Here is a 13508-nt window from a genome sequence, read left to right as displayed (position 1 = left end):
AAGCCACGAACAGACCAACGGTTGTTTAGTGTTTCATAGTGTTTCGGTGGTTATAGCGTTAGGGAAACGCCCGGTTACATTCCGAACCCGGAAGCTAAGCCTTTCAGCGCCGATGGTACTGCAGGGGGGACCCTGTGGGAGAGTAGGACGCCGCCGAACTATCATTCAGCTCCGGTCCCTGAACCTTCTGGTTCAGGGACCGGAGCTTTTTTGTTAGGGGTTTGCAGTCTTGGACGTAACGTGACGTTCAACTGTCCTGGACATGCTCCGCGGCATGGGGACAGTGGGAACGCTCAGGTCGGCCGGTGTCCGTGCTGGTGACGAGGTGGTGGTGCCGGCCTACGGCAGTGCCGAAGTCGCCCGGGCCGTCATGGAGTTGGGGGCCGTGCCGGTGTTCGCCGATGTGGATGCCGAGAGCTACTGCCTGGATCCGGCGGCGGTGGCGGATGTGGTGACCCGGCAGACCGCCGCGGTGGTGGCGGTGCACCGGTTCGGGCGGCCGGCGGACGTGGCGTGGATGCGTGAAGTCGGCCAGCGACACGGGCTGTTGGTGCTGGTCGAGGACGAGCCCGGGGTGCGGCCGGAGGAGGCGGAGCTGCGGCGCGAACACGCCAGGTATCTGGACGGACGGTTGAGCGGGGTGCGGACGCCGACGCCCGCGGCCGGGCACGGCTATGAGCGGTATGTGGTGCGGGTGCCGGGGAACGGGCGGCCGGACCGCGACGCGTTCGCACGGGCCTTGCGGGCCAAGGGAGTTGGCTGCAAGGTGCCGGTGCAGACGCCGGTGTATCGGATGCCGGGGCTGCGGCGGGATGTCTTTCTGCCGGAGACCGAGCGGGCGGTCGACGAGACGTTGGCGCTGCCGGTGGATGCCGGAATGACGCGGCGTGAGGTGCAGCGGATGGCGGCGGCCTGCAATGCTCTGGGGGGATTGCTGCAACCGGCTTTCTAGGGCGGCGGGGCCGGTTCGGAAACAGTGCGGGAGTGGGGTAGTATTTATCTCGTTGCCGGCCCCAATAGCTCAGTCGGCAGAGCGTCTCCATGGTAAGGAGAAGGTCTACGGTTCGATTCCGTATTGGGGCTCAGATAAGGGAAAGTCCCCCGCCGGTTGGTGGGGGACTTTTTCATTTGTGGGGCGTGTAGGGCGGGGGTTACCCCGCCGCCCGGCCCGACTGGGGCTAGGCGGCGGGGATTTCGGGGACGCGCAGGGCGAGAATGGCCATGTCGTCGGAGGCCGGTTCGGCGGCGAAACGTTCGACGGCGCGCAGGACGCGGGCGGCGACGGCGCCGGCGGTGAGGCCCGTACACGTCGTCAGGACGTCGGTGAGGCCGTCGTCGCCGAGCATGCGGGTGCCCTCGCGGCGTTCGGTGACGCCGTCGGTGACGCACAGCAGGACGTCGCCCGGCGCGAGGGTGACGGTCTGTTCGTAGAGTTCGAGGTCGTCCATGACGCCCAGGAGGGGCTGGGGCTCGGCGGCCGGCTCGACCGAACCGTCCTGGCGGAGGCGGAGCGGCAGCGGGTGGCCGGCGCACACCACCTTCAGGAGCGCGCTGCCGTCGTCCTGCGGCCACAGTTCGCCGTAAAGGAGCGTCAGGAAGCGGCTGCGGGCACCCTCGTCGAGGATGGCGGCGTTGAGCCGCTCCAGGACGGCGGGGCCGCCGAAGCCCTCGCGGGCGAGGAGGCGGAGGGCGTGGCGGGCCAGGCCGGTGACGGCGGCGGCCTCCGGGCCGGTGCCGCAGACGTCGCCGATGGCGAAGCCGTAAGCGCCGTCGCGGATCGGGAAGAGGTCGTAGAAGTCGCCGCCGACCTCGTTGCCCTCGCCGGCCGCGCGGTAGATGACCTCGGCCTCGACGCCGGGGATGTCGGGGAGCTCCGGGGGCAGCAGGCTGCGCTGGAGCGACTGGCTGATGGCGGTGCGCTCGCTGTAGAGGCGGGCGTTGTCCAGGGCCAGGGCGGCGCGGCGGGAGAGGTCCTCGGCGAGTTCGAGGATCTCCTGGCGGAAGTGCTCCTCGGTGGGCTTGCCGAGGGTGAGCATGCCGATGACGCGGTTGCGGGCGACGAGGGGGAGGACGACGGTCTCGCCGCCGACCGCGGAGGCGGTGGCGAGGGTCGCGCCGGGCCCCTTGGAGGGGCGGGCGGACTCCTCCAGGCCGAGGCTGCGCAGGGAGGTGCGCAGCGCCGCGTCGTGGGCGGCGTCGGCGGGGGCGGTCCAGACGCGGGCGCCGGGGGTGGGGACCGGCTCGGGCGGGTCGACCTTCTTCAGCAGGGTCTTGAGGCCGTCGATGCGGTCCTCGTCCTCGTGGAGGACGTAGGAGAGTTCCGGCTCCGAGGTCTGGTCGGCGACGGTGTAGACGGCGCACCAGGTGGCGAGGGTGGGGACCGTCATCTGGGCCATCAGTGCCAGGGTCTGGTCGCGGTCGAGGGTGCCGGCCAGCAGGTCGGACGCCTCGACGAGGAAGGAGAGGGAGCCGCGGCGGAGCTTCTCCAGCTCGGTGAGGCGGGCCCGTTCGACGGCGAGGGCGATGCGGTCGGCGGCGAACTGGAGGCGCAGGGCCTCTTCGTTGGTGTAGCGGGAGGCGCTCTCGGCGGCGACGCCCAGCGAGCCGGTGAGCCGGCCCTCGACCTTGAGCGGGACGGTGACGACCGAACGCATGCCCGTGCCGGCGAGCAGCGGGACGGCACCGGGGACGGCGGTGAGGTCCTCGTGGACGGCGGGCATCCGGGCGGAGCCGTAGCGCCCGGAGCCGGCCTCGACGGGGACGCGGGCGAACCGCTGGCGGGCGGAGGGCAGGCCCGTCGAGGCGCGCACCTCCAGCTCGGTCTCGTCGTCGGTGGCCAGCAGGAGGTAGGCGGCGTCGCCGTCGAGCATGTCGCGGGCCCGTTCGACGGTGCGCTGGAGCAGGCCGTCGAGGTCGTCGGGGGCGGGGGAGCCGATGAAGACCTCGAAGGGGTCGGTGGGCCGACCCTCGGGCGCGGAGGTGCCGTCGGCGGAGGGAGGACGCTGCGGGCTCTGCAGGATCGCGCGCTCGTGGTCGCGGACCAGGAGACAGACCGTGGACGCCTCGCCGTCGGTGTCGCGGACCCGCAGATGGGAGGCGTAGACGGGAACGACCCGGCCGTCGGCGCCCCTTATGCCGTAGGAGCCCTCCCAGCGGGAGAGCTGGAGCGCCTCGGCGATGCCGGTCCCGGTGCCGGGGGTGTGCGGCCAGGCGGCGAAGTCGGTGAGGGGCTTGCCGATGATCTGTTCGGGGTCGTAGCCGAAGAGGTCCTGGGCGTCCTCGTTCCAGAACGTGACGCAGCCGCCGCGGTCGATCTGGACGACCGCGACCCGGACCCGGGTCTCGGCGACCGGCAGGGCGTCCACGGGGAGGGCGGGGCCGGCGGAACGGGTGCCGGCCGGGCGCTCGGGGAGGTCGAGGTGGAACCAGACGTGTTTCTGGGCGGCGGTGTACTCCACGCCCCAGCGGGCGGCCAGCGCGCCGCACAGCAGCAGGCCGCGGCCGCCCTCGCGGTCGGGGTGGACCACGGTCTGGCCGGTGTTCTGGAGGGGGATCTCGCGCTCGGGGTAGCGGTCGGCGACGGAGATCCGGATGCCGCCGTCGGTGCGCAGGCACAGCACGTCGGCGGCGGTGCCGGCGTGCACCACGGCATTGGTGACCAGTTCGCTGGTGAGGACCACGGCGTCGTCGACGACGTCGGCGTAGCCCCAACCCTGGAGGGTGTCGCGGACGAAGGCACGGGCAGTGGCGACCGAGCGCCCGACCGGCTCGAAGGTGGCGGCGGCCCGCGCGGTGATCACTGGTCTCCTCATGCGTGTGTCGGTGATCTGCTCCCCCATGGTCGTGGTGCCCCTCCGAATACCTGTCGTGCTCGCACCACCGCCCGCAGGGAAATACCGGGGCGGATGGAAAGCCGTATGCCAGGTTACTTACCTTCGCCGGGCCCGGGGATGCCGGTCACGTGTCTTTCGCCCCAATCGTGCATCGGGACGGTGTGCGATGCTGCCGAACTGTTATGGCCTGGTTGAGGCATGGTGAAACACTGGGCAAGCATGAAGGCAGAGCCCGGAGAGAACAGTCGACCCTGCAGGAGGGACACGGTGGAGTCTGGCGCAGCGGCGCGGGGCGCAAGCACGCGCGCAAAAGGCGGACGATCCCGGACGAATGGGACGACTGAGGTCGATGCGGCGGCATTGAATCGGCTGCTCGCCGCGCTCGTCGCCATGCGGGACGGGAACTTCCGCAAGCGGCTCACGGTTTCCGGCGAAGGCGTCATGTCGGAGATCGCGGCGGTCTTCAACGAGGTCGCCGACCGCAACCTCCATCTGACCGGTGAGCTGGCGCGGGTGCGCCGGGTCGTCGGACGTGAGGGAAAGCTCACGGAGCGGCTGGAGGTCGGCGCGGCCGAGGGCTCCTGGGCCGCGGCCATCGAGGCGTCCAACGCCCTGGTCGACGACCTGGTGCGGCCGGTCTCCGAGGTGGGGCGGGTGCTCTCCGCGGTCTCCGAGGGCGACCTGGAGCAGCGGATGGACCTGCGGTCGCGGAGTTCGGACAGCTCTTCGGAGCATCCCCTGCGGGGTGAATTCCTGAAAGTCGGCCGGACCGTCAACGGCCTGGTGGACCAGCTCTCCGCCTTCACCGACGAGGTCACCCGGGTGGCCAGCGAGGTCGGCACCGAGGGCAAGCTCGGCGGCCAGGCGCGGGTGCGCGGAATGTCCGGTTCGTGGAAGGACCTCACGGATTCCGTCAACACCATGGCGTCCCGGCTGACCGCGCAGGTGCGTGACATCGCTCTCGTCACCACGGCCGTCGCCAAGGGCGATCTGTCGCGGAAGGTGACCGTCCATGTCGCCGGCGAGATGCTGGAGCTGAAGAACACCGTCAACACGATGGTGGACCAGCTGTCCTCGTTCGCCTCCGAGGTGACCCGGGTCGCACGCGAGGTGGGCACGGAGGGCGAGCTGGGCGGCCAGGCCCAGGTGCCCGGCGTGGCCGGGGTGTGGAAGGACCTGACCGACTCCGTCAACCTCATGGCGGGCAATCTCACCGCGCAGGTGCGCGGGATCGCGCAGGTCACCACCGCGGTCGCCAACGGCGACCTCTCGCAGAAGGTCACGGTCAGCGCGCGCGGCGAGGTCGCGCAGCTGGCCGACACCATCAACACGATGACCGAGACCCTGCGCACCTTCGCCGACGAGGTGACGCGGGTCGCGAACGAGGTCGGGGCCGAGGGCCAGCTCGGCGGGCAGGCGCAGGTGCCGGGCGCCGCCGGCACGTGGAAGGACCTCACCGACTCCGTCAACAACGCCTTCCGCAACCTCACCGGGCAGGTCCGGGACATCGCGCAGGTGACGACGGCGGTGGCCAACGGCGACCTGTCGCAGAAGGTCACCGTCGATGTGGCCGGCGAGATGCTGGAGTTGAAGAACACCGTCAACACGATGGTGGACCAGCTCTCGGCGTTCGGCTCCGAAGTGACCCGGGTGGCGCGGGAGATCGGCGTCGAGGGCGAACTGGGCGGGCAGGCCGCCGTGCCGGGCGCGGCCGGCACCTGGAAGGACCTCACCGACTCCGTCAACACGGCCTTCCGCAACCTCACCGGGCAGGTGCGCAACATCGCGCAGGTGACGACGGCGGTGGCCAACGGCGACCTGTCGCAGAAGGTCACCGTCGACGTCTCCGGCGAGATGCTCCAGCTGAAGAACACCGTGAACACCATGGTGGACCAGCTGTCGTCGTTCGCGGACCAGGTCACCCGCATGGCCCGGGACGTGGGCACGGAGGGCCGGCTGGGCGGTCAGGCGCGGGTGGACGGCGTCAGCGGCACCTGGAAGGAACTGACCGACTCCGTCAACTTCATGGCGGGGAACCTCACCTCGCAGGTGCGGCAGATCGCCCAGGTGACGACGGCCGTGGCGCGCGGCGACCTGTCGCAGAAGATCGACGTCGATGCACGCGGCGAGATCCTGGAACTCAAGAACACCATCAACACGATGGTCGATCAGCTCTCCGCCTTCGCTGAGCAGGTGACCCGGGTCGCCCGGGAGGTCGGCACCGAGGGCCGGCTCGGCGGGCAGGCGCAGGTGCCGGGCGTCGCCGGCGTCTGGCGCGACCTGACCGACTCGGTGAACGGCATGGCCGGCAACCTCACCGCGCAGGTCCGCAACATCGCGCAGGTCGCGACGGCGGTCGCGCGCGGTGACCTGTCGCAGAAGATCGACGTGGACGCCCGCGGCGAGATCCTGGAACTGAAGAACACCCTCAACACGATGGTGGACCAGCTCTCCTCGTTCGCGGAGGAGGTCACCCGGGTCGCCCGCGAGGTCGGCACCGAGGGCATCCTGGGCGGCCAGGCCGAGGTCCAGGGCGTCAGCGGGACGTGGAAGGACCTCACCCAGTCCGTCAACTTCATGGCGAACAACCTGACGTCGCAGGTGCGCAACATCGCCGAGGTGACCACGGCGGTGGCACGCGGCGACCTGTCCAAGAAGATCACCGTCGACGCCAAGGGCGAGATCCTCGAACTGGTCACCACCGTCAACACCATGGTCGACCAGCTGTCCTCGTTCGCCGAGCAGGTCACGAGGGTGGCCCGCGAGGTCGGTACGGAAGGCCAACTCGGCGGTCAGGCGCGGGTTCCGGGCGTCACCGGCATCTGGAAGGACCTCAGCGACAACGTCAACCTGATGGCCAACAACCTGACCATCCAGGTGCGGAACATCTCGCAGGTCTCGGCGGCGGTCGCCAACGGCGACCTGACGAAGAAGGTGACGGTCGAGGCGCGCGGCGAGGTCGCGCAGCTGGCCGACACCGTCAACACCATGGTGACCACGCTCTCGTCGTTCGCCGACGAGGTGACCCGGGTCGCCCGTGAGGTGGGCACCGACGGCATCCTGGGCGGTCAGGCCCGGGTGCCCGGCGTCGCCGGCACGTGGAAGGACCTCACCGAGTCGGTGAACTCCATGGCCAACAACCTGACCGGTCAGGTCCGCAACATCGCCATGGTCACCACCGCCATCGCCAAGGGCGATCTGACCAAGAAGATCGACATCGACGCGCGGGGCGAGATCCTGGCGCTGAAGACGACCATCAACACGATGGTCGACCAGCTGTCGTCGTTCGCCGAGCAGGTCACCAGGGTGGCCCGCGAGGTGGGCACGGAGGGCCAGCTGGGCGGTCAGGCGCAGGTGCGCGGCGTGGCCGGCACCTGGAAGGACCTGACGGAGTCGGTGAACGAGATGGCCGGGAACCTCACCCGGCAGGTGCGGGCCATCGCCGCGGTCGCCGCCGCGGTGACCCTCGGCGACCACAACGTCCGCATCGACGTGGACGCGGCCGGCGAGATCCTGGAGCTCCAGGACAACATCAACACCATGATCTCCACGCTCCGGGAGACCACCCTAGCCAACGAGGAACAGGACTGGCTCAAGGGCAACCTCGCCCGGATCTCCGGTCTGATGCAGGGTCGGCGCGACCTCAAGGACGTGGCCACGCTCATCATGAGCGAGCTCTCGCCCGCGGTCTCCGCGCAGCACGGCGCGTTCTTCCTCGCCGCGCGGCCCGACGTGCAGGAGATCGGCACCGACGGCGACGGCCTGTACGAGCTGCGGCTGATGGGCTCGTACGGCTACTCCATGGGCGAGATGCCGACGACGTTCAGGCCGGGGGAGACGCTGATCGGGACGGCGGCTGAGGAGGGTCGCACGATCCTGGTGGAGAACGTGCCCTCCGGCTACCTCAAGATCGCCTCGGGGCTGGGGGAGGCGCCGCCGGCCAACATCATCGTGCTGCCGGTGCTCTTCGAGGACAAGGTGCTCGGCGTGATCGAGCTGGCATCCTTCCAGCCCTTCACCCAGATCCAGAAGGACTTCCTCAGCCAGATCGCCGAGATGATCGCGACGAGCGTCAACACCATCTCGGTGAACACCAAGACCGAGGTGCTGCTGGGCCAGTCGCAGGAGCTGACCGAGCAACTGCGCGAGCGCTCGGCGGAGTTGGAGAGCCGGCAGAAGGCGCTGGAGCTGTCCAACTCCGAACTGGAGGAGAAGGCCGAGCAGCTGCGGGCCCAGAACCGCGACATCGAGGTGAAGAACACCGAGATCGAGGAGGCGCGGCAGGTCCTGGAGGAGCGCGCCGAGCAGCTCGCGGTCTCCATGCGCTACAAGTCGGAGTTCCTGGCGAACATGTCGCACGAGCTGCGCACGCCGCTGAACTCGCTGCTGATCCTCGCCAAGCTGCTGGCCGACAACGCCGAGGGGAACCTCTCCCCGAAGCAGGTGGAGTTCTCCGAGACCATCCACGGCGCCGGCTCCGACCTGCTCCAGCTGATCAACGACATCCTCGACCTGTCGAAGGTCGAGGCCGGCAAGATGGACGTCAGCCCGACCCGGATCGCGCTGGTCCAGCTCGTCGACTACGTCGAGGCCACCTTCCGGCCGTTGACCGCCGAAAAGGGGCTCGACTTCTCGGTGCGGGTCTCGCCGGAGCTGCCGGCGACGCTGCACACCGACGAGCAGCGGCTCCTGCAGGTGCTGCGCAACCTGCTCTCCAACGCGGTGAAGTTCACCGACAGCGGCGCCGTCGAGCTGGTGATCCGGCCGGCCGGCGAGGACGTCCCGGTGGCCATCCGCGAGCAGTTGCTGGAGCACGGCTCGCTGCGCGACCCGGACGCGGCCATGATCGCCTTCTCGGTGACCGACACCGGCATCGGCATCGCGTCGAGCAAGATGCGGGTCATCTTCGAGGCGTTCAAGCAGGCCGACGGCACCACCAGCCGCAAGTACGGCGGCACCGGTCTGGGTCTGTCCATCAGCCGGGAGATCGCCCGCCTGTTGGGCGGCGAGATCCACGCCCAGAGCGAGCCCAACCGCGGCTCGACGTTCACCCTGTACCTGCCGCACAACCCGGGCGGACTGCCGCCGCAGGGCTACCCGCAGCTGGTCGCCGGCGGGCTGGCGCTGGACGCCGAGGCGCGCGAGGTCGAGGACGGCGGACAGGAGAGCGAGGAGCCGCAGCGCGAGCCGGGCGGCGGGAGCCTCAACCGGCGCCGCCGGCGGGCGGTTTCGGGCGGTGCGCGGCGGTTCGCGCTGCCGGGCCAGCCGGCCGTCGGTGCGGTCGGCGCGATCGGTGCGCCGCACCCGTCCCCGTCGATGGGGCAGTCGATGGGTCAGCAGTCCGGCCACCAGGTGGACGAGTCCTGGCTCGGCAACGGTCAGGACCTGGTCGACCCGGGCTTCGAGGGCGGGTTCCACGGCGAGAAGGTGCTGATCGTCGACGACGACATCCGCAACGTCTTCGCGCTCACCAGCGTGCTGGAGCAACACGGCCTGTCGGTGCTGTACGCGGAGAACGGCCGGGAAGGCATCGAGGTGCTGGAGCAGCACGACGATATCGTGCTGGTCCTGATGGACATCATGATGCCGGAGATGGACGGTTACGCGACCACCGCGGCGATCCGGCGGATGCCGCAGTTCGCCGGGCTGCCCATCATCGCGCTCACCGCGAAGGCCATGAAGGGCGACCGGGAGAAGAGCATCGACTCCGGGGCGTCGGACTACGTGACCAAGCCGGTGGACACCGATCATCTGTTGTCGGTCATGGAGCACTGGATGCGCCAGAGGTGACGGGCCGTCCCTCGGGCGTCCAGTATGGGAGCCGGAAGAGGATCATCGCGTGCTGACTGAGTGTGGCCGTGGACGTGTGGAAGCGCGGGATTCGGGGAACCTTCTCGTCTCTCGCTGCGTTTCTGCTACGTGCACAGTGACATCGCGGTGACAGGGTGTGGCGACAGGCGGGGTGCAGCTACCATGACCGGCACAAGGACGGGCGGCGTGACGGAGTCGTCCCCTGGGGCGGCGTCCGGTTCGATGCCGGGGCGAGGAGGACGGGCCATGGTGCAGAAGGCCAAGATCCTCCTGGTCGATGACCGGCCGGAGAATCTGCTGGCGCTGGAGGCGATCCTCTCCGCGCTCGATCAGACACTGGTGCGGGCATCGTCCGGGGAGGAAGCGCTCAAAGCACTGCTCACCGACGACTTCGCGGTGATTCTGCTCGATGTGCAGATGCCGGGGATGGACGGCTTCGAGACCGCCGCGCACATCAAGCGGCGGGAGCGCACCCGCGACATCCCGATCATCTTCCTCACCGCGATCAACCACGGCCCGCACCACACCTTCCGCGGCTACGCGGCCGGCGCGGTCGACTACATCTCCAAGCCGTTCGACCCGTGGGTGCTGCGCGCCAAGGTCTCGGTCTTCGTCGACCTGTACATGAAGAACTGCCAACTGCGCGAGCAGGCCGCGCTGCTGAGGCTGCAACTGGACGGCGGCCGGCAGAGCGTCGGCGAGACCAAGGAGTCCGCCGGGCTGCTCGCCGAGCTCTCCGCGCGGCTGGCCGCGGTCGAGGAGCAGGCCGAGGCGCTCTCCAAACAGCTCGACGAGTCCGCGGACGCCGCGGCGGTGGCCACCGCCGCGCACCTGGAGCGCAAGCTGACCGGCCTGCGACGGGCGCTGGACGCCCTGGAGCCCGGTGCCGGGGCGCCGACCGGCTGACGGGGCGTAAGAGGCCGTCTGACGGCCCTTCATGAGTCCGACGCGCGACACGAATGGGTGAAGCGCCGTGCGCTCGTGCCACGCACGCCGGCGCCTGTAATCTCGTCGGCATGGCCTCACGTACGTCCGGCAAGGGAACCCAGCGCACGGCGGGCCCCTCGAAGCCGCGCGCCGGACAGTCCGGGGGCGCCGCGAAGAAGACCGCCGCCAAGAAGGCGCCCGCGAAGCGGCCGCCGGCCAAGAAGGCCCCGGCCGCCAAGAAGGCCACGGCGAAGCGGGCGCCGGCCAGGAAGGCCGCGCCGAAGCCGGCGCCGTCGCCGACCGGCGGCGTCTACCGCCTCGCCCGGGCCTGCTGGCTCGGTACCGCGCACGCCATCGGGGCGGTGTTCCGCGGCTTCGGCCGCGGCGCCAAGAACCTCGACCCGGCGCACCGCAAGGACGGGCTGGCGCTGCTGCTCCTGGGCCTGGCGCTGGTCATCGCGGCCGGCACCTGGTCCAACCTCTCCGGTCCGGTCGGCAACCTCGTCGAGCTGCTGGTCACCGGCGCGTTCGGGCGGCTCGACCTGGTCGTCCCGATACTGCTCGGCGGCATCGCGGTCCGGCTCATCCGGCATCCGGAGCGGCCGGAGGCCAACGGACGGATCATCATCGGGCTCTCGGCGCTGGTGGTCGGCGTCCTCGGACAGGTGGCGATGGCCTGCGGATCCCCGGGGCGGGGTGACGGGCTGGCCGCCATACAGGACGCCGGTGGCTACGTCGGCTGGGCGGTGTCCAAGCCGCTGATCTTCACCGTCGGGCAGACCCTGGCGGTGGCGCTGCTGGTGCTGCTGACCGTCTTCGGGCTGCTGGTGGTGACCGCGACGCCGGTGAACGCCATCCCGCAGCGGCTCCGGGCGCTCGGCACCCGGCTCGGCCTGCTGGAGGCGTCGGACGATGCCGCCGGAGCGGTCTACGAGGACGACGAGACCGGGTACGCGGCGGAGTGGCGCGAGCAGCCGGCCCGCAGGGCGCGGCGCGGCGCCCCGGTGGACAACGATCCGGACGTGCTGGAGGAGGCCGCGCTGGCCAAGCGGCGTCGGCCGCGGCGCGCGGCGCAGCCCGCCGACCGGCCGATGGACGCCGTGGACGTGGCCGCCGCGGCCGCCGCCGCGCTGGACGGCGCGGTGCTGCACGGCGTCCAGCCCTCGCCGCTGGTCGCCGAGCTCAGCGGCGGCATCTCCGGGGAGCGGCGGGAGCGCGGCGCGGACACCGGGGAGCAGAGCGGTGCGGTGCCGCCGGCCCGCGGTGCGGAGCCGCCCGCGGCGACGCCGGCCCCCGAGGCCCGGCGCTCCTCGGTGCCCGATCTCACCAAGACGTCGGTGCCGGACCTCACCAAGGCCGCGCCGGAGGCGTCCGGCGACCTGCCGCCGCGCGCCGAGCAGCTCCAGCTCGCCGGCGACATCACCTATGCCCTGCCGTCGCTCGACCTGCTCACCCGCGGCGGCCCCGGCAAGTCCCGCAGCGCCGCCAACGACGCCATAGTGGACGCGCTGACGAACGTCTTCACCGAGTTCAAGGTCGACGCCGCGGTCACCGGCTTCACCCGCGGCCCGACGGTCACCCGCTACGAGGTCGAGCTCGGCCCCGCAGTGAAGGTCGAGAAGATCACGGCCCTGGCCAAGAACATCGCCTACGCCGTGGCCTCCCCGGACGTGCGGATCATCTCGCCGATCCCCGGCAAGTCCGCGGTCGGCATCGAGATCCCGAACACCGACCGCGAGATGGTCAACGTCGGCGACGTGCTGCGCCTCGCGGACGCCGCCGGGGACGACCATCCGATGCTGGTCGCGCTCGGCAAGGACGTCGAGGGCGGCTATGTGATGGCGAACATCGCGAAGATGCCGCACGTGCTGGTCGCCGGTGCGACCGGTTCGGGCAAGTCGTCCTGCATCAACTGCCTGATCACCTCGATCATGATGCGGGCCACCCCCGAGGACGTCCGCATGGTGCTGGTGGACCCCAAGCGGGTGGAGCTGACGGCCTACGAGGGCATCCCGCACCTGATCACGCCGATCATCACCAACCCCAAGCGGGCCGCCGAGGCGCTGCAGTGGGTGGTGCGGGAGATGGACCTGCGCTACGACGACCTCGCGGCGTTCGGCTACCGGCACATCGACGACTTCAACGAGGCCATCCGGTCCGGCAAGCTCAAGACGCCCGAGGGCAGCGAGCGGGAGCTGTCGCCGTATCCGTACCTGCTGGTGATCGTGGACGAGCTGGCGGACCTGATGATGGTCGCGCCGCGGGACGTCGAGGACGCCATCGTCCGGATCACGCAGCTGGCCCGCGCGGCCGGCATCCACCTGGTGCTGGCCACCCAGCGGCCGTCGGTCGACGTCGTCACCGGCCTGATCAAGGCCAATGTGCCGTCCCGGTTGGCGTTCGCGACCTCCTCGCTGGCCGACAGCCGGGTCATCCTGGACCAGCCGGGTGCCGAGAAGCTGATCGGCAAGGGCGACGGGCTGTTCCTGCCGATGGGCGCGAACAAGCCGGTCCGGATGCAGGGCGCGTTCGTCACCGAGGAGGAGGTGGCCGCCGTCGTCCAGCACTGCAAGGACCAGATGACGCCCGTCTTCCGGGACGACGTCACGGTGGGCACCAAGCAGAAGAAGGAGATCGACGAGGACATCGGCGACGACCTCGACTTGCTGTGCCAGGCGGCGGAGCTGGTGGTGTCCACCCAGTTCGGATCGACGTCGATGCTCCAGCGCAAGCTGCGGGTGGGATTCGCCAAGGCGGGGCGACTGATGGACCTCATGGAGTCCCGGAACATCGTCGGGCCGAGCGAGGGCTCCAAGGCGCGCGACGTGTTGGTCAAGCCCGATGAATTGGACGGAGTGCTGGCGGTCATCCGGGGGGAGGCTATCCAGTAGCACGTACGTGCGGACCGCGTTGTCCGTGCGCGGAGGCAACCGTTTT

5 protein-coding genes, 1 tRNA gene and 1 rRNA gene are annotated in these 13508 nt (G+C 70.3%); 6 read left to right on the top strand and 1 reads right to left on the bottom strand.

The features are described 5' to 3' along the window. Positions 1-42: 42 nt before the first annotated feature. The 3 genes from rrf (at position 43) to MOV08_RS12860 (ending at position 1083) form a co-directional block, all read left to right on the top strand. Positions 43-159, top strand: a 5S ribosomal RNA gene (gene rrf / locus MOV08_RS12870). A gap of 115 nt (positions 160-274) precedes the next feature. Further along, positions 275-952: a DegT/DnrJ/EryC1/StrS family aminotransferase gene (locus MOV08_RS12865; RefSeq protein WP_039640744.1), complete on the top strand. Its 678-nt coding sequence runs from the start codon at positions 275-277 to the stop codon at positions 950-952. Between the two features lie 58 nt (positions 953-1010). Beyond that, positions 1011-1083 (top strand) — tRNA-Thr (locus tag MOV08_RS12860). A 95-nt stretch (positions 1084-1178) separates the two neighbouring features. On the opposite strand, the gene MOV08_RS12855 is transcribed toward MOV08_RS12860, so the two are convergent. Beyond that, the gene (locus MOV08_RS12855) at positions 1179-3839 is read right to left on the bottom strand and encodes a SpoIIE family protein phosphatase (protein WP_420834150.1); all 2661 of its coding nucleotides are present in this window, start codon (positions 3837-3839) and stop codon (positions 1179-1181) included. A gap of 261 nt (positions 3840-4100) precedes the next feature. Here MOV08_RS12855 and MOV08_RS12850 point away from each other — a divergent pair, with 261 nt between their 5' ends. The 3 genes from MOV08_RS12850 (at position 4101) to MOV08_RS12840 (ending at position 13462) form a co-directional block, all read left to right on the top strand. Next, positions 4101-9623 (top strand): HAMP domain-containing protein, encoded by a 5523-nt coding sequence (locus MOV08_RS12850; protein ID WP_078875723.1) that lies wholly within the window; start codon positions 4101-4103, stop codon positions 9621-9623. Positions 9624-9890: 267 nt separating this feature from the next. Next, positions 9891-10550, top strand: coding sequence for a response regulator (locus MOV08_RS12845; protein WP_039632206.1), 660 nt, complete (start codon positions 9891-9893; stop codon positions 10548-10550). 110 nt (positions 10551-10660) lie between these two features. Beyond that, positions 10661-13462: a DNA translocase FtsK gene (locus tag MOV08_RS12840; protein WP_275307547.1), complete on the top strand. Its 2802-nt coding sequence runs from the start codon at positions 10661-10663 to the stop codon at positions 13460-13462. Positions 13463-13508: the final 46 nt, after the last annotated feature.

The organism is Streptomyces yunnanensis (assembly GCF_029011865.1).
Taxonomy (GTDB): Bacteria; Actinomycetota; Actinomycetes; order Streptomycetales; family Streptomycetaceae; genus Streptomyces; species Streptomyces yunnanensis.
This window is presented reverse-complemented; position numbering and strand designations above follow the sequence as displayed.